The following is a 20,483-nucleotide window of genomic DNA, read 5'->3' as shown; positions in this document are numbered from 1 at the left end:
CGCGCAGCAGACTCGCCCCATGCCCATCGTGCCCGACGACGTATCCGAGTACGGCGGAGACCAGGACGACGACCGGGGGGCCGCTCGGCTGAGCGGCCCCTTGTTCCGCGACGGGACGTTCCGCGACGGGACGTTCCGCGACGGCACGTTCCGCAACGACACCTCGTCGGCGCAGCCCCTGCCTCACGCGGCGGCGCCGCAGAATCCGGAGCCCATGCCCGACGCCCCACAGCCGGCGCCCGCGCCGCAGAAGAAAAGCGCGGGTCGCGACCTGGGTGCGGCCATAGGGGTCGGCGTCGGACTGGGTGTCGTGATCGTGGCGTCCCTGTTCGTCGTCAAGGCCGTCTTCGTCGGCGTGGTGGCGGTCGCGGTGGTGGTGGGCCTGTGGGAGCTCACCAGCAGGCTCCAGGAGCGCAAGGGCATCAAGGCGCCGCTCGTCCCGCTGGCGCTGGGCGGCGCGGCGATGGTGGTCGCCGGTTATGCCCGTGGAGCCGAGGGCGCCTGGGTCGCACTGGCCTTCACCGGGCTGGCGGTCCTGGTCTGGCGGATGACCGAACCGCCGGAGGGCTATCTCAAGGACGTCACGGCGGGCCTCTTCGCGGCCTTCTACGTCCCGTTCCTGGCGACGTTCGTCGCGATGATGCTCACCGCCGACGACGGCGCCTTCCGGGTCATGACCTTCCTGCTCCTCACGGTGGTCAGCGACACCGGCGCCTACGCGGTCGGCTGGCGCTTCGGCACCCACAAGCTCGCCCCGCGCATCAGCCCCGGCAAGACCCGCGAGGGCCTGGTCGGTGCGGTGCTGTTCGCCATGGTCGCGGGCGCGCTGTGCATGCAGTTCCTGATCGACGACGGCACCTGGTGGCAGGGCCTGCTGCTGGGCCTCGTGGTCGCGGCCAGCGCCACGCTCGGCGACCTCGGCGAGTCCATGATCAAGCGGGACCTGGGCATCAAGGACATGGGCACGCTCCTGCCGGGCCATGGCGGCATCATGGACCGGCTGGACTCCCTGCTCCCGACGGCTCCGGTGGTGTGGCTGCTGATGGTGTTGTTCGTCGGCAGCAGCTGACGTACAAGAACAGCTGACGTACAAGAACAGCTGACGTACAAGAACCTGACCGCCGTACAAGAGCTGTCGTAGGCGAGCCCCCGTCCTCCACAGGGCGGGGGCTCGTCGGCATCTCGGCCCCGGATGCCGCAGCAGAAATCGCACGGGCACACCGGCGGGAGGCAGACTCCCTGTGAGGATGCTCCGTCCTCCGACGTGCGTGCAGGGAGTGTGCCCATGCCCCTCGACCCGGCCCAGGCCGCCACCCCGCCTCCTCCGCCGGTGCGGTTCTGGCCCGTCGACGACCTGCCCGCGCTCGACCCCGACCCGTTCCTGGACGAGCTGCTCCGCGAGGAGCCGGTCGCACGGATCAGGCTCGGGCACGGCGAGGGGCACGCCTGGCTGGTCACCCGGTACGAGGACGTCCGCTTCGTCACCTCCGACCCCCGCTTCTCCCGGGAAGCCGTCGCCGGCCGTGACATCACCAGCATGCGGCCGGTGCCCGTGGCCTCGCAGACGGCGGGCCTGCAGTACATCGACCCGCCCGGGCACAACCGGCTGCGCCGGGTCGTCGCCCGCGCCTTCACCGGCAGGGCCATGCAGCGGCTGCGGCCGATGGCCGAACGCAGGGCCGCCGAACTCCTGGACGTGATGGAGGACGCGGGGCCGCCGGCCGATCTGATGGAGCATCTGCACGGCCCCTTCCCGATCGCGGTGGTCCGTGACTTCCTCGGCGTCGACGAGAAGGACTGGCACCGCTGGGCGGCGACCGGCGAGGCCCTGCTGTCCGCGGGCGCCGACGCCGAGGACCGTGCCAGGCAGGCCGCGCGGGCCACCCGGGCCCGGCTCGCCGAGCTGCTCCGGAGCCGCCGCGAGGAACCCCGCGACGACCTCGCCGGTGTGCTGGCGCTGGCCGCGGCCGAGGGTGAGATCACCGACGACGAGGCGATCTCCCTGGCCACCTCCATCCAGGTCAGCGGTGGGCACGCGGTCCGCAACAACAGCGGCTCGATGATGTACGCGCTGCTCACCCGGCCCGGCCACCTGGACCGGCTGCGCCGCGAGCCGGAGCTGCTGCCCAAGGCCGTGGACGAACTCTTCCGCTACGTCCCGCACCGCAACGGCGTCGGCATCCCGCGCGTCGCCGTCGAGGACGTGGAGGTCGGCGGCCAGCTGATCCGGGCCGGCGAGGTCGTCTACAGCGCGTATGTCGCCGCCAACCGCGACCCCGCGGTCTTCCCCGACCCCGACACCCTGGACTTCGACCGCTCGAACGGCCCCCATCTGGCCTTCGGGCACGGCCCCCACCACTGCATGGCCGCGATCATGGCGCGTATGGAGGCCGAGATCATGATCGGCTCGGTCCTCGCCCGCTTCCCCGGCATCCGTCTGGCCGTACCCCCCGAGGAGGTCGAGTTCCAGCGCCAGGGCCTGATCCGCGGACCGCGCACCCTGCCTGTGACCTGGTGACGGAGGAGGGCGGGCAGGATGCGCCGACCAGGAGCCGGTCATCCCAGCGGGTACGGAACGGCGTTCTCACGCAAGGTGGCACGCAGCCGCAGGCCGGCGGTCGCGAGACCGACGAAGGTGGTGACCTGGTGGCTGGGCTCCGGTCCGGGCGGCTCGCTCAACTGGTGGCGGCGGGCGGTCTGCGCGGTCAGGAGCGTCAGCATCGCAGTGGCCAGGGCGGCCCCCTCGCAGCCGTGCGGCCCGGTACCGAAGGAGAGGAAGGCCCCGGTCGTCGCCGGCGAGTCCGCTTCATCGAGCCAGCGCTCGGGCCGGAACCGGTCCGGCTCGGGGTGTTCCCGCGCGTCGCGGTGGGCGGTGTAGGGGCAGACGAGAACGGTGGACCCGGCGTCGATGGTGTAGCCGGCGACCTGGGTCCGGTGCCTGGCCTGCCGGGTCAGCAGCCAGCTCGGCGGGTGCAGTCGGAGCACCTCGCGCACCAGTGCCTGGGTGTACCGCAGGCTTTCGAGGTGTTCGCTCGTCGTCGCGGCCGGGTCCGCGGGCAGCAGGGCGGCTTCGGCCGCGACGCGGTCCGCTGCCTGGGGGTACCGGGCCAGGTGGAGCAGGATCCATCCGGCTGCCCGGGAGGGTGCTTCGAAGGTGGCGACGGTGATTCCGGGGAGAGTGTCGAGGGCGGCCTCCTCCGGCAGCAGGCCGTAGTGGGGGGAGGGCTGGAGCATCTGTCCCAGCACGTCGTCACCGAGCGGGCCCGGGGAACGGCGCCGGCGGATGACGGGCCGCAGCGCGTCGGTGAAGGCGACCTGCTGCCGGGTGCGGTACCGCCGTGCCGGTGTGGGGACCCAGCGTGGCCACACCCAGCGCGAGGGGCTGGCGAGCACCTCCCGGGCCAGGAAGAGCCGCGCGGCGAAGGGCAGCAGGGCCGGAGCGTCTTCGGAGAAGAGGTAGCGCAGGCCGATCTCCGCCAGGGCGTGCCGTACGAGTGGCAGAACCTCGACGTCCTGGTCCGTGGGCCACTGGTCGGCGAATCGGGCGGCCCCGGGCGCGATCTCGCCGATCCGGGCCGCGACCGCCTGCGAGCGCAGTCCGCGCATACGGGCGGCGTGGGCGTGCGCACGCTCCTCGGACGTCGGTGCCGTGCTCGACGGCTTCAACGGCGGGAAAAGAGGTGCGGATGCCTTGGGGAAATCCCGCGCGCGGCGCAGGACGTCCTCGCACGGCCCGGCCGAGGCGGCCACATAGACCCCCGGCTCCAGCTGCCAGATGTCCCCGCACTCTTCGGCACCGCGGCGCGCCACCGCCAGCCGGTCATGACTCCAGGCCGCGAAGCTGCCTCCGGGCAACCGCGGCGGCTGTTGCATTGGGCCCATGAGATCGTTCCTGGTGGCTGTCCCACCCGATGTCGTCGGCAGTGTGGCTGGGAACCGGCGGGCGCCCGGAGGTGCCCGCCGGCGGTGTGGTCAGGCCGAGTCGTCGCCGGCGTATCCGTCCCACTCGTGTTCCCCGTACGCACCGTAGTGGCGGGTGAAGGACAGTTTGCCGAGCAGCTTGGCGATCATGATGCTCTCCTCTCGCCTGTCTTCAGCACCAGATGCCACACATTCCATATTGCCACATGTGACGCATACGTCATATTTGCCCATAATTGCCAGGCCGGGGTCCCGACTGGATCTGAGACACTGGTACAGCCATGCCTAAGCCAGGAGAACTCACTTTCGTCGCCCCGCGCGGAGCCAAGAAGCCGCCGCGGCATCTCGCCGACCTCACGCCCGCCGAGCGCAAGGACGCGGTGGCCGAGATCGGGGAGAAGCCGTTCCGCGCCAAGCAGCTCTCGCAGCACTACTTCGCGCGGTACGCGCACGAACCCGAGCAGTGGACGGACATCCCGGCCGGCTCCCGGGACAAGCTGCGCGAGGCGCTGTTCCCGGAGCTGATGACCGTCGTACGGCATCTGTCGACGGACGAGGGGACCACCCGCAAGACGCTGTGGCGGCTGTTCGACGGCACGCTCGTCGAGTCGGTGCTGATGCGCTACCCGGACCGGGTGACCATGTGCATCAGCTCGCAGGCCGGGTGCGGGATGAACTGCCCGTTCTGCGCGACCGGGCAGGCGGGGCTGGACCGGAATCTGTCCACCGCCGAGATCGTCCATCAGATCGTGGACGGGATGCGCGCGCTCAGGGACGGCGACGTGCCCGGCGGTCCCGCCCGGCTCTCCAACATCGTCTTCATGGGCATGGGTGAGCCGCTCGCCAACTACAAGCGGGTCGTCACCGCCATCCGGGCGCTGACCGACCCGGCGCCCGACGGACTGGGGCTCTCGCAGCGCGGGATCACCGTCTCGACCGTCGGACTGGTCCCGGCCATCCACCGGCTCGCCGACGAGGGCCTCAAGTGCCGGCTCGCGATCTCCCTGCACGCCCCCGACGACGAGCTCCGCGACACCCTCGTGCCGGTCAACACCCGGTGGAAGGTGCGCGAGGTCCTCGATGCCGGGTTCGAGTACGTCGAGAAGAGCGGCCGCCGGCTGTCCATCGAGTACGCCCTCATCCGGGACATCAACGACCAGGCGTGGCGCGGCGACCGGCTGGGCCGTCTGCTCCGGGGCAAGCCCGTGCACGTCAACCTCATCCCGCTGAACCCGACTCCGGGTTCGAAGTGGACCGCGTCGCGGCCCGAGGACGAGAAGGCGTTCGTCGAGGCGATCGCGGCGCACGGGGTGCCCGTCACCGTCCGGGACACCCGTGGCCAGGAGATCGACGGCGCCTGTGGTCAGCTCGCGGCCACCGAGAGGTAATCTGAGGGCCGTACCCATATCTTCATATTCCGACAGGGGAGCGCCACAGCGCTGAGAGTGCGGCAATCGGGCCGCAGACCCTCTGAACCTCGCCCAGGTCATTCTGGGTAGGAAGTTCGGTCACCACTCAAGCTGTTGCGCCCTGCCCAGTGAGCCTCACTGGGCAGGGCCGCGTCTCTTCCTGGTCAACTCCAGGAGGAAAAACACCAGTGCACACCAAGACCTTCGTGGCCGCGGCCGTCGGGCTCGGTCTTGTCACGCTGTCCGCGTGCGGGTCGTCCAACGGCGCCCAGGCGGACTCGAAGACCATCACCCTGGTCAGTCATGACTCATGGGCCGTCTCCAAGAACGTGCTCCAGGACTTCGAGAAGCAGTCCGGCTACAAGGTGCGGGTCCTCAAGGACGGCGACGCCGGACAGGCCGTCAACAAGGCGATCCTGACCAAGGACAACCCGCAGGGCGATGTCTTCTTCGGCGTCGACAACACCCTGCTGTCCCGGGCCCTCGACAACGGGCTCTTCCAGCCGTACCAGGCCAAGGGCCTCGACCAGGTCGGCATGTCGTACCAGCTCGACGCGGCCAAGCACCGGGTCACGCCCATCGACTACGGCGACATCTGCGTCAACTACGACAAGGCGTACTTCAGCGAGCACAAGCTGACCCCGCCCACCTCCTACGCCGACCTGGTCAAGCCGCAGTACAAGAACCTCCTCGTCACCGAGAACGCGTCCACCTCCTCGCCGGGGCTCGGCTTCCTGCTCGGCTCCGCCGCCCAGTACGGCGACAACGGGTGGCAGGACTACTGGAAGAAGCTCACGGCCAACGGCGTCAAGGTCGTCGACGGCTGGGAGCAGGCCTACAACGAGGAGTTCTCCGGCTCGGCCGGCGGCAAGAAGGCCAAGGGCGACCGGCCGCTGGTCGTGTCGTACGCCTCGTCCCCGCCCGCCGAGGTGATCTACGGCGACCCGAAGCCCAGCACCGCGCCCACCGGCGTCGCGACCGGCACCTGCTTCCGGCAGATCGAGTTCGCCGGACTGCTGAGCAACGCGAAGAACACCAAGGGCGGCAAGGCGCTCATCGACTTCCTGGTCTCCAAGGAGTTCCAGGAGGACATGCCGCTGAACATGTTCGTCTACCCGGTGGTCCAGGGAGCGAGCGTGCCCGCCGAGTTCACGAAGTACGGTCCCGCCGCCAAGGACCCCGAGACCATGGCGCCGGAGAAGATCGCCGCCAACCGTGACCAGTGGGTCAAGACGTGGACGTCACTCGTACTGAAGTAGCCCCCCGCAAGCGCCGTTCGGGGAACGCGGCGCGGCTCGGTCTGATGGCCGTGCCCGTCGCGTTCTTCGCCGTCTTCTTCGCCTGGCCCGTCGCGGCGATCGTCGCGCGCGGACTGAAGGCCGACGGGCGGTGGCGGCTCGGGCGGATCGCCGACGTCGTCGGTCAGTCCGACATCCGGCACGTCCTGTGGTTCACCACCTGGCAGGCGCTCGCCTCCACCGCGCTCACCCTGCTGGTCGCGCTGCCCGCCGCCTATGTCTTCGCCCGCCTCGACTTCCCGGGCAAGAACGTGCTGCGGGCGGTGGTCACGGTGCCGTTCGTGCTGCCGACGGTCGTGGTCGGGACCGCCTTCCTCGCGCTCGTCGGGCGGGGCGGACTGCTGGACGAACTGTGGGGCGTACGACTCGACACCACCGTCTGGGCCATCCTGCTCGCGCATGTCTTCTTCAACTACGCGGTCGTCGTACGGACCGTGGGCGGGCTCTGGTCCCAGCTGGACCCGCGGCAGGAGGAGGCCGCCCGGATGCTCGGCGCCTCCCCGCTGGGCGCCTGGCGGAAGGTGACCCTGCCCGCGCTCGCGCCCGCGGTGGCCGCCGCCGCGCTGATGGTCTTCCTGTTCACCTTCACCTCCTTCGGCGTGGTGCAGATCCTCGGCGGCCCCACCTTCTCCACCCTCGAAGTGGAGATCTACCGGCAGACCTCCGAGATCTTCGACCTCACGACGGCCGCCGTCCTCACCATCGTGCAGTTCGTCGCGGTGGGCGCGATCCTCGTCGTGCACGCGTGGACGGTACGGCGCCGGGAGAGCGCGCTCAGGCTCGTCGCCCCGGAGACGACCGCACGCCGGCCGCGCGGGGCCGGGCAGTGGGCGCTGCTCGGCGGGGTCCTCGCCACCGTCGCCGTACTCCTGGTGCTGCCGCCGGCCGTGCTGGTACGGCGGTCACTCGACGGGGGGTTCGGGTACTACCGGGCGCTGGGCGACGCCGACGGCGGGACCTTCCTGGTCGCGCCGATCGAGTCGGTCGTCAACTCGCTGCAGTACGCGGTCGTGGCCACCGCCGTCGCGCTGGTGATCGGCGGGCTCGCCGCCGCCGCGCTGGCCCGGCGGGACGCGGGACGGCTGGTACGGGGCTTCGACGCGCTGCTGATGCTGCCGCTCGGGGTGTCCGCGGTGACCGTCGGCTTCGGGTTCCTGATCGCGCTCGACAAGCCGCCGCTGGATCTGCGGCAGTCCTGGATCCTCGTGCCGCTCGCGCAGGCGCTGGTCGGGGTCCCGTTCGTCGTGCGGACCATGCTGCCCGTGCTGCGGGCCGTGGACGAACGGCTGCGGGAGGCGGCGGCCGTGCTCGGCGCCTCGCCCTGGCGGGTGTGGCGGGAGGTCGATCTGCCCATGGTGCGGCGGGCGCTGCTGATCGCGGCGGGTTTCGCGTTCGCGGTGTCGCTGGGGGAGTTCGGGGCGACGGTCTTCATCGCGCGGCCGGACAATCCGACCCTGCCGGTCGCCGTGGCCCGGCTGCTCAGTCGCCCCGGTGATCTCAACTACGGCCAGGCGATGGCCCTTTCCACGATTCTGATGGTGGTGTGTGCGGTGGCGCTGCTGGTCCTGGAGCGGCTGCGGACGGACCGGACGGGGGAGTTCTGATGCCACTTCTCGAACTGGAGCGGGCCACGGTGCGGTTCGGCGGCCGGGCCGTGCTCGACGCCGTCGATCTCGAAGTCGCCGAGCACGAGGTGGTGTGTGTGCTCGGGCCCAGCGGGAGCGGCAAGTCCACCCTGCTCAGGGTGGTGGCGGGGCTGCAACCGCTCGACTCCGGACAGGTGTCGCTCGACGGGCACGACCAGGCGCGGGTGCCGGCGCATCAGCGGGGGGTCGGGCTGATGTTCCAGGACCACCAGCTGTTCCCGCAGCGGGACGTGGGCGGGAACGTGGCCTTCGGGATCCGGATGCGAGGCGAGGGCAAGGGGCAACAGGCCCAGCGGGTAAGCGAGTTGCTGGAGCTGGTCGGGCTTCCGGGCGCCGCGCGGCGGGCCGTCGCCGGGCTCTCCGGTGGTGAACAGCAGCGGGTGGCGCTCGCGCGGGCGCTGGCGCCCCGGCCCCGGCTGCTGATGCTCGACGAACCGCTGGGACAGCTCGACCGCTCGCTGCGGGAGCGGCTGGTGGTCGAACTGCGCGAGCTGTTCGGGCGGTTGGGTACGACCGTGCTCGCCGTGACGCACGACCAGGGTGAGGCGTTCGCGCTGGCCGACCGGGTGGTGGTGATGCGGGACGGGCGGATCGCCCAGTCCGGCACGCCGCTCGATGTCTGGCAGCGGCCCGCCGACGAGTTCGTGGCCCGCTTCCTCGGCTTCGACAACGTGGTCCCGGCGACCGTCGAGGGATCGGTCGCGGTGACGCCGTGGGGGAAGCTGCCGGTGGCCCGGAACGCGCCCCAGGGGCAGCGCACGCTGCTGGTCCGGCCCGCCGGGGTTCGCCTTGTGGCGGCCGACGCGGGGCTGCCCTGCACGGTGACCGCCCGTACCTTCCAGGGCACCCATGTCACCGTCCACCTCCAGCCCCAGGACGGCCCGCGGCTGGCGGCGGCCTGCGCGCTGCGCGAGGCGCCGGAGGCCGGGGACACGGTGGGCGTCGAGTTCGACGCGGCGGAGACGGTCGTACTGGACTGACCGTATGCGCCCATGCACGCATTCGCGCGTGCGCGCATACGACCGAGGCCCGTCCCCCGGGGATACGGGGACGGGCCTCGACGACGTACGGGGGAAGTGCTGGGGTAGCGCGTCAGCTGCCGCTGTGCGCTCCGCGGCGGCGCATGCCGAACCACACGGCACCGCCACCGACCACGACCAGCGCGCCCGCGACACCGGCGATCAGCCCGGTGTTGGAGTTGGCACCGGTCTCGGCGAGGTTCGACTCACCGACCGCCGGGGACGGGGCGTTGCTCGGCGTGGCCGCCGGGGCGGTGCTGCTGCTCTCCGAGGCCGACGGGGTCGGGGAGCCGGACTCGGCCGGGGTGGACTCGGAGGGCGACGGCGTGGCCGACGGCGTCGGGCTGGAGCTCTCGTCGGCCTTGCAGGCGGTGGACGGGGTGGTCAGGCTGGGCGAGATGTCAGCGTCCACCTGACCGTTGTCGGTCTTGACGCGGATGCGGTACTCCGCGTTCGGCTGCCATTTCTCGGAGAAGGTGACCGAGGTGCCTTCCTTGGACCCCTTGATGGGCGTCGCGTCGCCGACCTGCTTGGCGTCGGAGCCGTTGTTCTCCAGGAAGACGGTGATCGTGGCCGGAGTACGGGAGGCGTCCTTGTCGGTGACGGTGATGACACCCTTGGAGCCGTCGCAGGTGGCTTCGGCGGAGAACTCCTTGATGTTGCACGCGAACGCGGTGCTGGAGAGGCCCAGCGACAGCGCGGCCGAAGCGGCGGCGACACCCATGATGCGCACGGAACGACGTGCACTACGGCGGGATATGGACACGTTTGTCCTTACTGAGTGCATAACTGCGGGGGGCTTTGGCGGGAGTTGATGCAACGGTGAGGCGAGGCATCGGAATCCCCAGGAGGCTCACAGGTCTATAAGCGCTCCATAAGTAGTGTCAATGCATATGCGGTCCACGGGCGTTGACTTTACCCGCTTGTTAAGCGCTGAGACGTTTCACCGCCGCGGAAGCCTGGTCGATCCGGTCAACCAGGGCGATACGGGATGCCATCGACCGTTCCCGAGCGAGCGAGGTCAACAGTGGCCAGGCCGGTAGCCGTTCGGTCCAGTGCGCCCGGTTCACGAGCACCATCGGGGTCGGTTCGCCCCGCGACTCGTAGTAGTTGGGAGTCGCGTTGTCGAAGATCTCCTGTACGGTCCCGGCCGCGCCCGGCAGGAACACCACACCGGCGTTCGAACGGGCCAGCAGACCGTCCTCGCGGGTGGCGTTGGCGAAGTACTTCGCGATGTGCGCGGCGAAGGCGTTCGGCGGCTCATGGCCGTAGAACCAGGTGGGGATGCCGACCGAGCGACCCCCGTCCGGCCAGCGTTCGCGGACCTCGAAGGCGGCCCGCGCCCAGTCGGTGACCGACGGCCGGAACGACGGGGCCTTGGCGAGGAGCCGGCACGCCTCCTCCAGCATGCCGTCGTCGAAGGGCGCAGCGTACGCGCCGAGGTTCGCCGCCTCCATCGCGCCCGGGCCGCCGCCGGTCGCCACCGTGAAGCCGGCCCGCGCGAGGTCCCGGCCGAGCCGGGCGGCACCGGCGTACTCCTCCGTGCCGCGCGCCATCGCGTGGCCGCCCATCACACCCACCACCCGGGCCCCGGCGAGGATTTCGTCCAGCGCGTCGGAGACCGCGTCGTCGTGGATCGAGCGGAGCATCGACGCGAATATGTCGCCGTCCGCCTTCGTCTGCTGGAACCAGGCGTACGAGCGGGCGTCCGGGGTCGCCTCATAGCCCTCGCCGAGCGAGTCGAACAACTCGGCGGGGGTGTAGGCGAAGGCGCGGTACGGGTCGAAGGGGAGGTCCGGCACGGGCGGGAACACCAGGGCGCCCGTGGCGCCGACCCGGGCGGCGGCCTCGGCCGACATCGGGCAGCCGAGGAAGACCGCGCCCGTGGTGTCGGTGGTGAGCAGGACGTCCGTACGGTCCGTCAGGTCGACCGCCTGGACACGGTACTGGGCGAGCGTGCCCTGCGCGGCGACGACCTCGTCGAACTCGGCGAGGGACTCGATCTCACGGTCGCGGGCGGCACGGTTGGGCTGCGCGGACCGCGGCTGGGCGGGATGCGGCTGGGCGGGTGTCGGATGCACCCGCCCACTCTAGGTGTCAGCCCTGCACCGCCGCCGGGTCCATCCACACGACCTCCCAGGAGTGGCCGTCGAGGTCCTCGAAGGAGCGGCCGTACATGAAGCCCTGGTCCTGGACGTCGTCGTTCGCGGTGCCGCCGGCCGCGACCGCCTTCTCCACCAGTTCGTCGACCTTTTCGCGGCTCTCCGCGCTCAGACAGATCAGCACCTCGCTGGTCTTCGTGGAGTCGGCGATCTCCTTCTTGGTGAAGTCGGCGTAGCGCTGCTTGCTCAGCAGCATCGCGATGATCGTGTCGCTGATCACGACACAGGAGCAGTCGTCGTTGCTGAACTGCGGGTTGATCGAGTAACCGAGCTCGGTGAAGAACTTCCGGGACGCGGCGACGTCGTCGGTGGCCAGGTTCACGAAGATCATCTGCTGGTACATGGGGTCTCTCCCTCGGGTGTCGTGCCGTTCGGGGGGACAGACCGGGGGACGCGGCGGAAGTCATCGCTGGGTCCGGATTTTTTTTCGTACGGCTTTTCAGCGGGCGAGCGGCAGTGCGGCGAGGTCCGCGATCAGCAGGGTGAAGGGGACGAAGAACGCCAGCAGGGCGCCGGTGCGCAGGGCCGCGGCGCTGCGCAGCGCCGCGGCCGGGGCGCCCATGCGGAGCAGGGCCTCGGTGGTGTCCGCGCGGGACTGGCGGGCCTCCACGGCGGCGGTGAGGAGGGTGGCGACGGTGCAGCCGGCGACCACGAGGCCGCCGAGGGCGGTGAGCGGGCCGAAGGCCGGTGCGCTGCCGTCGTAGTCGGAGAGCGTGGTGGTCGCGAAGGCCGCGGACGCGACCACGCACACGACGCCGAGGGGGCGGCCGATGCGGGTGGCCTCCGCCATCAGGACACGGCCGGCGAGGAGACGGAGGGCACCGGGGCGGGCCGTCTGCAGGAGACGGCCGCAGAGGTGGGTGAGGCCGGGGGCGGCGAGGACCAGACCGAGGGCGGTGAGGGCCCAGCCGGCCAGGACGCCGACGGCGCCCACGGCGAGGCCGCCGGGCAGGGCCGTGCGGGGGGTGGTTTCGGTGACGCTGGCGTACGACTCCACGGCGAGGCCCGCGGCCAGGACGGCGACGCCCCAGGGGAGCCCTGTGGGGGATGCGGGAGGTTCGGGAGGTGCGGGGGGTGAAGAGGGGGCGGGTACCTGGTCCGGGGGTGCCTGGCTGTCGCCGTCCGCCGTCGCCACCGGCTGCGGGGTGTCCGCGGGGCGGATGCCCGTGGGGAGTGTGGGGGGCTCGGACGGCTGCCGGAACAGCCGGGCTCCGAAGCGGCCGTACGTGCCGAAGGTCTCCCGCCTCGCCGTCGTGCCGTACGCGCCGAAACGGCCGTAGGAGCGGCGGTGGCCCTCGGGGTGGAGCAGGTCCGGTGGGCGGAGGGCCAGCGCCACCGCCGTGGACGCGACGACCGGGAGCACCCCCAGCAGGGTCAGGGCCGCCGGCAGGGGCAGGGGCTGGTCCGCCGCCAGGAAGTCCTTCGCCGCGCCGTCGAAGGGCATGCCGTTCAGGTCGCCCCGCAGGTGCAGGAAGACCAGGAGGGCCAGCACGGAGCCCAGGGTGCAGGCGAGGGCGGTGTGCAGCGCGGCGACGGCCATCAGGCGGGACGGGCCCAGGCCCAGGGCGGAGAGGCCGGGGCGGGGCTTGGTGCCGGGGTCGGTGCGGGCCACGGCGACCGCGAGGTGCACGGTGGCGGCGAGCGGGATCGCGCACCAGGACAGCCGCAGGAGTGCGCCCGCCGAGTTCTGCGGGTGAGCCATCGCGTAGCCGAGGGCGGACAGCAGGAGGAAGCCCGAGCCGGCGGCCGCCGTGGCCACCAGGAGGCGGCGCAGCTGGACGGCCGGGTGGGCGACGCGGATCAGACGGAGAGCGAGCACTCGGCCCGGCCTTCCGCTTCGGACACCGGCGGCAGGTGGACCGTGTTCACCCGGCGGCCGTCCAGGAGGGAGATCCTGCGGTCGGCGAGGGCCGCCGTCTCCGCGTCGTGCGTGGCGAGAACGACCGTGATCCCGTGCGAGCGGGCCGCCGTGGTCAGGGTGCGGAGCACATGCGCGCGCTCGGCGCGGTGCAGCGGGGCCGTCGGCTCGTCGGCGAAGAGGACCGTGGGGGAGGGGGCGATGGCCCGGGCGATGGCGACGCGCTGGCGTTCGGCCTGCCGGAGTTCAACCGGGCGTCTGCGGGCCTTGTCGCCGACGTCGAGACGTTCCAGCCACTCCAGCGCGGCCACCTTGGCCCGGCGGCGGCCGACGCCCCGCAGCATGAGGGGGAGGGCGGTGTTCTCCCAGACGTTGAGCTCGGGGACGAGCACGGGGGCCGGGTCGATCCAGCCGAAGCGGTCGCGGCGCAGCCGTTCCCGGTCGACCGGGCCCATCCGGTGCACGGCCGTGCTGTTGAACCAGACCTCGCCGTGCTGCGCCGGGACCAGACCTGCGAGGCACCTCAGCAGCGTGGTCTTGCCGCTGCCGCGCGGGCCGCCGACGGCGAGGATCTCGCCCTCCCGCACACCGAGCGAGACCCCGGCGACACCGGGCGAGCCGTCCGGGTGACAGAAGTGCAGGGAGCGTGCCCACAGCACGTCGTTGTCCGGCGGGGCCTCCATGGGCGTACACCTCGGTTCTGATCCGTTTTCCCGCATCCCGATCCCTCGTCCGGGGGAACGAAAGGTGGGCCGATCGGTCACGTGCACGCTAGGCAGGTCGGCGGGCGGAGCCCGGACAGCACACGGCCCCGGGCCGCCGTTCTCACTCGAACGGACGGCACCGGGGCCGGTGTTGATCAGCTGATCAGAGGTACTCGGAGGTACTCGGAGGCACTCAGAGGTACGAGGCTCAGAGCTTCGTCCAGGCCTCCGTCAGCGTGGCGCGCAGGATCTGCTCGATCTCGTCGAAGGTCTCCTGGTTGGAGATCAGCGGCGGGGCGAGCTGGACGACCGGGTCGCCGCGGTCGTCGGCACGGCAGTACAGGCCGTTCTCGAACAGGGCCTTGGAGAGGAAGCCGTACAGGACGCGCTCGGTCTCGTCGGCGTCGAAGGACTCCTTGGTGTTCTTGTCCTTGACCAGCTCGATGCCGTAGAAGAAGCCGTTGCCGCGGACGTCGCCGACGATCGGCAGGTCGTGCAGCTTCTGCAGGGTGGACAGGAACGCCGCCTCGTTGTCGAGGACGTGCTGGTTGAGGTTCTCGCGCTCGAACAGGTCGAGGTTGGCGAGACCCACCGCCGCCGACACCGGGTGGCCGCCGAAGGTGTAGCCGTGCAGGAAGGTGTTGTCGCCCTTGTAGAACGGCTCGGCGATCCTGTCGGAGACGATGCAGGCGCCGATCGGGGAGTAGCCCGAGGTCATGCCCTTGGCACAGGTGATCATGTCCGGGACGTAGCCGAACTTGTCACAGGCGAACATCGTGCCCAGGCGGCCGAAGGCGCAGATGACCTCGTCGGAGACGAGCAGCACGTCGTACTTGTCGCAGATCTCGCGGACCCGCTGGAAGTAGCCGGGCGGGGGCGGGAAGCAGCCGCCCGCGTTCTGCACCGGCTCCAGGAAGACGGCCGCGACCGTGTCGGGGCCCTCGAAGAGGATCTCCTGCTCGATCTGGTCGGCGGCCCAGCGGCCGAAGGCCTGCGGGTCGTCGCCGAAGAGAGGGGCGCGGTAGATGTTGGTGTTCGGCACCTTGTGCGCGCCGGGGACCAGCGGCTCGAAGGGGGCCTTCAGGCCCGGCAGGCCGGTGATGGACAGGGCGCCCTGCGGGGTGCCGTGGTAGGCGACCGCGCGGGAGATGACCTTGTACTTGGTCGGCTTGCCCTGCAGCTTGAAGTACTGCTTGGCCAGCTTCCAGGCGGTCTCGACGGCCTCGCCGCCGCCGGTGGTGAAGAAGACCTTGTTCAGGTCGCCCGGCGCGTAGTCGGCCAGCCGCTCCGCGAGCTCGACGGCCTTCGGGTGGGCGTACGACCACACCGGGAAGAACGCCAGCTCCTGGGCCTGCTTGAAGGCGGTCTCGGCGAGTTCCGTGCGGCCGTGACCGGCCTGGACCACGAACAGACCGGCGAGACCGTCGAGGTAGCGCTTGCCCTTGTCGTCGTAGATGTGCGTGCCCTCGCCCCGGACGATGGTCGGGACGGGCGAGTTCTCGTACGAGGACATGCGGGTGAAGTGCATCCACAGGTGGTCGTACGCGGTGCGGCTGAGGTCCTTCTGGGTCACGGTTATCGGGTTCCCCACATGTAGGTCTGCTTCTTCAGCTTCAGATAGACGAAGCTTTCGGTGGAGCGCACGCCGGGCAGCGCCCGGATGCGTTTGTTGATGACGTCCAGCAGGTGGTCGTCGTCCTCGCAGACGATCTCCGCGAGGATGTCGAACGAGCCCGCGGTCATCACCACGTACTCGACTTCCGACATGCCGGTCAGCGCGTCCGCGATGGACTCGACATCGCCCTCGACGTTGATGCCGACCATCGCCTGCCGGCGGAAGCCCACGGTGAGCGGGTCCGTGACGGCGACGATCTGCATGACGCCCTGGTCCAGCAGCTTCTGGACGCGCTGGCGCACGGCCGCCTCCGACAGGCCGACGGCCTTGCCGATCGCGGCGTACGGCCGACGGCCGTCCTCCTGGAGCTGCTGAATGATGGCGAGGGAGACGGCGTCCAGCTGGGGACTGTTGCCGTTCCTGGACTCGCGGGACGAGTCCCTCTGGTCTGCGCTTCGACTGGCCACGACCTCACTGTGCACGACGTCTCGACGGTTCCGCAAGGCCATAGCGATGAAATTCGTTGTTTACGGTGTCGAGGATTGCGGATTTCGCAGACTCGGCGGGCGCGGGGGTGTTGAAAACGTGGGATCTCGGATTACTGTGGGTGTCTCAGTGAATGGACACCGAACTTGGAGGGCCGGCAGTGAGCACCGAGCTGCGTCGCCTGCGCAACTACATCGACGGTGAGTTCCGGGACGCCGCCGACGGACGGACCACCGAGGTGGTCAACCCCGCGACCGGCGAGGCGTACGCGACCGCGCCGCTGTCCGGTGAGGCGGACGTCGACGCCGCGATGGCCGCCGCGGCCGCGGCCTTCCCGGGCTGGCGCGACACCACCCCGTCCGAGCGGCAGAAGGCCCTGCTGAAGATCGCCGACGCGTTCGAGGAGCGGGCCGAGGAACTGATCGCGGCGGAGGTGGAGAACACGGGCAAGCCGACCGGGCTCACCCGCTCCGAGGAGATCCCGCCGATGGTGGACCAGATCCGGTTCTTCGCCGGTGCGGCCCGGATGCTGGAGGGCCGCTCGGCCGGCGAGTACATGGAGGGGATGACCTCGATCGTCCGCCGTGAGCCGGTCGGTGTCTGCGCGCAGGTCGCGCCGTGGAACTACCCGATGATGATGGCCGTGTGGAAGTTCGCCCCGGCGATCGCGGCGGGCAACACGGTCGTGCTGAAGCCGTCCGACACGACCCCGGCCTCGACGGTCCTGATCGCGGAGATCCTCGGCGGGATCCTGCCGAAGGGTGTCTTCAACGTCGTCACGGGCGACCGCGAGACCGGCCGTCTGATGGTCGAGCACCCGACCCCGGCGATGGCCTCCATCACCGGCTCCGTACGCGCCGGCATCCAGGTCGCCGAGTCCGCGTCCAAGGACGTCAAGCGCGTCCACCTGGAGCTGGGCGGCAAGGCGCCGGTCGTGGTCTTCGAGGACACGGACATCGCCAAGGCCGTCGAGGACATCTCCGTCGCGGGCTTCTTCAACGCCGGCCAGGACTGTACGGCCGCCACCCGTGTCCTCGTCCAGGAGTCCATCCACGACGAGTTCGTGGCCGCGCTCGCGAAGGCCGCGGCCGAGACGAAGACGGGCCAGCCGGACGACGAGGACGTGCTGTACGGGCCGTTGAACAACCCCAACCAGCTCAAGCAGGTCTCCGGCTTCATCGAGCGGCTGCCCGCCCACGCCAAGGTCGAGGCCGGCGGTCAGCGGGTCGGCGACAAGGGCTACTTCTACGCGCCCACCGTCGTCTCCGGGTTGAAGCAGGACGACGAGATCATCCAGAACGAGGTCTTCGGACCCGTCATCACCGTCCAGTCCTTCTCCGACGAGGACCAGGCCGTGGAGTGGGCCAACGGCGTCGAGTACGCGCTGGCGTCGTCCGTGTGGACGAAGGACCACGGGCGTGCGATGCGGATGTCCAAGCGGCTGGACTTCGGGTGTGTGTGGATCAACACGCACATTCCGCTGGTCGCGGAGATGCCGCACGGCGGGTTCAAGAAGTCCGGGTACGGCAAGGACCTGTCCGCGTACGGGTTCGACGACTACACGCGGATCAAGCACGTGATGACGTCGCTGGACGCGTAGGTCATAGGCCGTACTTCGGCTGCGGGTGTGTGGGGGCTGGTCGCGCCCACGCGGCGGAGCCGCAAATCGACACGGCCTCGCGCCCCTTAGGTGAGTTGCGCTGCCCGGGGCTGGAAAGCCGCCCCGGGCAGCACTTTTGCCGTCAGGCCTCCGAAGTCGTCAGGCTCGGGCCCTCGTCCGTGCCCGTGGACGTCCGCAGGCCCTTCTCCCCTGCCGGGCCGGCCCGGGCCTGGCCGGGAGCGGCGGCAGGTCCTTGCCGGTCGTGAAGGTCAGGCCCGCCTCCCACGAACTGCGCACCCCGCTCACCCTCCAGCAGGCCGTCGTCGATGTCGCCCTTGCCGACCCGGACGCCTCCGCCGACGTACTGCGCGCCGCACTGGTCCGGGTGCGGGCGGCCGGACAGGAGCAGGAGCGGCTGATCGAGGCGCTGTTGACGTCGGCCCGCTGTCAGCGGGGGCTTGAGCGGCGGGAGTTGGTGGATCTGGCGGGGCCATAACCTTCCGGAGGGCGGCGGGGCTGTTCCGGCCGTTCCGGCGACTGGGCGCGGAGCGGACCGGGAAGCGGGACGGCCTCGGGCCCGGGATGTCCATCGTGGCCGCGGCGCACGACGGCCGGGTACGGGCGCACACGCACCCCGGCGGCGGACTCACCGTCGAGCCGGCACTGCCATCGGTGATCGCAGAGGTGACTCCGCGTTGACCGGGGGCATTGACAAGGTGTCCGGCCCACGTCGGGCGGCTCGACGCAGCGTCGATTGTCCGATCACCGGCATCGGCGGCATGCTTCATGGGTGCCCCAGAATCCCTCTCGAACGACGCCCGCGCTCTCCCGTCGCTCCCTGCTGCGCGCGCTCGGCGGCACCGCCGCGCTGGGCGCCCTGGCGGGCTGCGGGGTGCCCGCGGCCTACGTCGAGGCCGACGACCGCGGCGTGACCGACCTGTCCGCCAAGGACCACAGGCTGGTCTTCGCGAACTGGCCGCTGTACATCGACGTGGACGACGACAACCCGAACAAGCGGCCCACCCTCGACGCCTTCGAGAAGCGCGCCGGGATCTCCGTCGACTACATCGAGGAGATCAACGACAACGACGAGTTCTTCGGCAAGATCAGCCCCGCGCTGATGAACCACCAGTCCACCGGCCGGGACCTGATCGTCATAAGCGACTGGATGTGCGCGCGGTTCGTGCGCCTGGGCTGGGTCCAGAAGATGGACCGGGCCCACCAGCCGAACGTCGCGAAGTACCTGGACCCGCAGCTCCGCTCGCCCGCCTTCGACCCGGGCCGTCTGTACACGGTGCCGTGGCAGTCGGGCATCACCGGCATCGCGTACAACCGCAGGAAGCTGGGCCGCGAGATCCGGCACGTCAAGGACCTGTGGGCGAGCGACCTCAAGGGCCGGGTGACCCTGCTCTCCGGGCTCGACGAGGCGTTCGCGCTGCTGATGCAGGGCAACGGCGTGGACATCACCAAGTGGACGGCCTACGACTTCTACGCAGTCTGCGACGAGGTGCAGCATCAGGTCGACCGGGGCCAGATCCGCCGCTTCACCGGCAACGACTACACGAAGGACCTGGTCAGCGGCGATGTCCTGGCCTGCCAGGCCTACTCCGGCGACGTCATCCAGCTCCAGGCCGACAACCCGGACATCCGCTTCGTCGTCCCCGAGGAGGGCGCGGAGCTGTGGTCCGACTCGCTGATGATCCCGGACCGCGCCGCCCACAAGGCCAACGCGGAACGGCTCATCGACTACTACTACGAGCCGGAGGTCGCCGCCGAACTGGCCGCCTGGGTCAACTACGTCTGCCCCGTCCCGGCGGCCCAACAGGTCCTCGCCACCTCCAAGGACAAGGACACCGCGGCCCTCGCCGACAACCCGCTGATCTTCCCGAACACCGAGATGCGCAAGCGCCTCGCCATCGCCCGGGACATCACGTCGAGCGAACGTGTGGACTTCGCGAAGCGCTGGAACAAGATCGTGGGGCTGTAGGTCCGGGGACGCGCGGTGCGACCGGGGCGACTAGGCGCCGAGGTACGTCGTCGCGCCGGCGACGAGGGTTCCGACGAGCAGGGTCAGGGCCGCCGGGACGGTGCGGGTGGGCCACCGGGTTCCCTTGTCGTCGGCGAGCCGGGACCGGACCAGGGCGTGCGCCGGCAGACCCATGGTGAGCGGGACCAGCAGAGTCCTGAACTCGTCCATGTCGAACCGCGGGCTCCGGTCGGTGACCCAGGCGCCGATGAGCACGCTGAGCACGGACGCGACGACCACGGGGCCGGAGAACGACCACTTGAGATGTTCGCGTCCGGGCTTTCGGGCCCGGGACGCCCGGAAGGCCATGACCAGGAACGTGGCCGTGATGACGATGGCGGCCAGAAGCGCTGCGATTCCGGCCGACTTCCATACTGAAGCGGGCATGAGGGTTCCGATCGGATGAGGTGGGGGGGCGGCCCGGGGGACCATGACGGGGTCCCCCGGGCGTCTGGTCACTTGAACGCGTCGTAACAGTCTTCCTGGACCCCGGAGAAGCCCATGAAGACGCTGAAGGCCGCGTAGAGTCCGACTCCGATTCCGGCGGCGACCTTCCACCACTTGCGGCGGGGCTTGTTCCTGATCGCCTTGATCAGCCGGTACAGCCGCTTGAAGCCGATCTTGCGGATGAGCTTCACGGCCTTGCGGATCTTGTTGACCTTCATCAGCCAGCCGACCGCGCTCGCCCACGCGGCCAGCTCGATGATGGCGTAGACGCACTTGGCGATCTTCCACCAGG

The 20,483-nt window shown here is 70.5% G+C and carries 18 protein-coding genes and 1 riboswitch; of the genes, 9 read left to right on the top strand and 9 right to left on the bottom strand.

What is annotated here, in order from left to right; genetic code table 11:
• The first annotated feature begins 19 nt into the window (after positions 1–19).
• Positions 20–1,069, top strand: a complete 1,050-nt coding sequence (locus EDD90_RS16985) for a phosphatidate cytidylyltransferase (protein ID WP_123973831.1) — start codon at positions 20–22, stop codon at positions 1,067–1,069.
• 216 nt (positions 1,070–1,285) lie between these two features.
• Positions 1,286–2,518 (top strand): cytochrome P450, encoded by a 1,233-nt coding sequence (locus EDD90_RS16980; RefSeq protein WP_123973830.1) that lies wholly within the window; start codon positions 1,286–1,288, stop codon positions 2,516–2,518.
• A gap of 38 nt (positions 2,519–2,556) precedes the next feature.
• Here the strand turns inward: EDD90_RS16980 and EDD90_RS16975 are convergent, their stop codons facing one another.
• Positions 2,557–3,882: a cytochrome P450 gene (locus EDD90_RS16975; RefSeq protein ID WP_260327902.1), complete on the bottom strand. Its 1,326-nt coding sequence runs from the start codon at positions 3,880–3,882 to the stop codon at positions 2,557–2,559.
• Positions 3,883–4,202: 320 nt separating this feature from the next.
• Between EDD90_RS16975 and rlmN the strand changes: the two genes are divergently transcribed.
• The 4 genes from rlmN (at position 4,203) to EDD90_RS16955 (ending at position 9,254) form a co-directional block, all read left to right on the top strand.
• The gene (rlmN, locus tag EDD90_RS16970; protein ID WP_123973829.1) at positions 4,203–5,309 is read left to right on the top strand and encodes a 23S rRNA (adenine(2503)-C(2))-methyltransferase RlmN; all 1,107 of its coding nucleotides are present in this window, start codon (positions 4,203–4,205) and stop codon (positions 5,307–5,309) included.
• Positions 5,310–5,333: 24 nt separating this feature from the next.
• Positions 5,334–5,441, top strand: a riboswitch (TPP riboswitch).
• 77 nt (positions 5,442–5,518) lie between these two features.
• Positions 5,519–6,589 (top strand): thiamine ABC transporter substrate binding subunit, encoded by a 1,071-nt coding sequence (locus EDD90_RS16965; RefSeq protein WP_123973828.1) that lies wholly within the window; start codon positions 5,519–5,521, stop codon positions 6,587–6,589.
• 44 nt (positions 6,590–6,633) lie between these two features.
• The gene (locus EDD90_RS16960) at positions 6,634–8,232 is read left to right on the top strand and encodes an iron ABC transporter permease (protein WP_123973827.1); all 1,599 of its coding nucleotides are present in this window, start codon (positions 6,634–6,636) and stop codon (positions 8,230–8,232) included.
• On the top strand, positions 8,232–9,254 hold the full coding sequence (locus EDD90_RS16955) for an ABC transporter ATP-binding protein (protein ID WP_123973826.1): 1,023 nt from the start codon (positions 8,232–8,234) through the stop codon (positions 9,252–9,254). The genes EDD90_RS16960 and EDD90_RS16955 overlap by 1 nt, the downstream gene beginning before the upstream one ends.
• A gap of 112 nt (positions 9,255–9,366) precedes the next feature.
• On the opposite strand, the gene EDD90_RS16950 is transcribed toward EDD90_RS16955, so the two are convergent.
• The 7 genes from EDD90_RS16950 to EDD90_RS16920 all read right to left on the bottom strand — a co-directional run bounded on the left by EDD90_RS16950 (position 9,367) and on the right by EDD90_RS16920 (position 16,114).
• Positions 9,367–10,017 (bottom strand): LAETG motif-containing sortase-dependent surface protein, encoded by a 651-nt coding sequence (locus EDD90_RS16950; protein ID WP_260327901.1) that lies wholly within the window; start codon positions 10,015–10,017, stop codon positions 9,367–9,369.
• Positions 10,018–10,219: 202 nt separating this feature from the next.
• Complete coding sequence (locus EDD90_RS16945) at positions 10,220–11,374, bottom strand: LOG family protein (protein WP_123973824.1); 1,155 nt, start codon at positions 11,372–11,374, stop codon at positions 10,220–10,222.
• 16 nt (positions 11,375–11,390) lie between these two features.
• Positions 11,391–11,798 carry a VOC family protein gene (locus EDD90_RS16940; protein ID WP_123973823.1) on the bottom strand — a complete coding sequence of 136 codons (408 nt, stop codon included), beginning with the start codon at positions 11,796–11,798 and terminating at the stop codon, positions 11,391–11,393.
• A gap of 96 nt (positions 11,799–11,894) precedes the next feature.
• Entirely contained in the window at positions 11,895–13,274 is a 1,380-nt protein-coding gene (locus EDD90_RS16935; protein ID WP_123973822.1) for a hypothetical protein, read from the bottom strand.
• Complete coding sequence (locus tag EDD90_RS16930) at positions 13,256–13,996, bottom strand: ABC transporter ATP-binding protein (protein ID WP_123973821.1); 741 nt, start codon at positions 13,994–13,996, stop codon at positions 13,256–13,258. Before EDD90_RS16930 ends, EDD90_RS16935 begins: the two co-directional genes overlap by 19 nt.
• 229 nt (positions 13,997–14,225) lie before the next feature.
• Positions 14,226–15,590, bottom strand: coding sequence for an aspartate aminotransferase family protein (locus EDD90_RS16925; RefSeq protein WP_185149124.1), 1,365 nt, complete (start codon positions 15,588–15,590; stop codon positions 14,226–14,228).
• 2 nt (positions 15,591–15,592) lie between these two features.
• Positions 15,593–16,114: an Lrp/AsnC family transcriptional regulator gene (locus tag EDD90_RS16920; RefSeq protein WP_185149123.1), complete on the bottom strand. Its 522-nt coding sequence runs from the start codon at positions 16,112–16,114 to the stop codon at positions 15,593–15,595.
• Positions 16,115–16,278: 164 nt separating this feature from the next.
• Between EDD90_RS16920 and EDD90_RS16915 the strand changes: the two genes are divergently transcribed.
• From EDD90_RS16915 to EDD90_RS16905, 3 genes are all read left to right on the top strand, one after another.
• The gene (locus EDD90_RS16915) at positions 16,279–17,718 is read left to right on the top strand and encodes a gamma-aminobutyraldehyde dehydrogenase (protein ID WP_123973818.1); all 1,440 of its coding nucleotides are present in this window, start codon (positions 16,279–16,281) and stop codon (positions 17,716–17,718) included.
• 262 nt (positions 17,719–17,980) lie between these two features.
• Positions 17,981–18,214 carry a histidine kinase dimerization/phospho-acceptor domain-containing protein gene (locus EDD90_RS57350; protein ID WP_260327900.1) on the top strand — a complete coding sequence of 78 codons (234 nt, stop codon included), beginning with the start codon at positions 17,981–17,983 and terminating at the stop codon, positions 18,212–18,214.
• Between the two features lie 294 nt (positions 18,215–18,508).
• Positions 18,509–19,705, top strand: coding sequence for an extracellular solute-binding protein (locus EDD90_RS16905; protein ID WP_123973816.1), 1,197 nt, complete (start codon positions 18,509–18,511; stop codon positions 19,703–19,705).
• Between the two features lie 30 nt (positions 19,706–19,735).
• On the opposite strand, the gene EDD90_RS16900 is transcribed toward EDD90_RS16905, so the two are convergent.
• The gene (locus EDD90_RS16900) at positions 19,736–20,131 is read right to left on the bottom strand and encodes a hypothetical protein (RefSeq protein ID WP_123973815.1); all 396 of its coding nucleotides are present in this window, start codon (positions 20,129–20,131) and stop codon (positions 19,736–19,738) included.
• Positions 20,132–20,483 lie beyond the last annotated feature (352 nt).

Source organism: Streptomyces sp. Ag109_O5-1 (genome assembly GCF_003814875.1).
GTDB classification, from domain to species: domain Bacteria; phylum Actinomycetota; class Actinomycetes; order Streptomycetales; family Streptomycetaceae; genus Streptomyces; species Streptomyces sasae.
The sequence above is the reverse complement of the archived record's forward strand: the minus strand, read 5'-3'. Positions and strand labels throughout refer to the sequence as shown.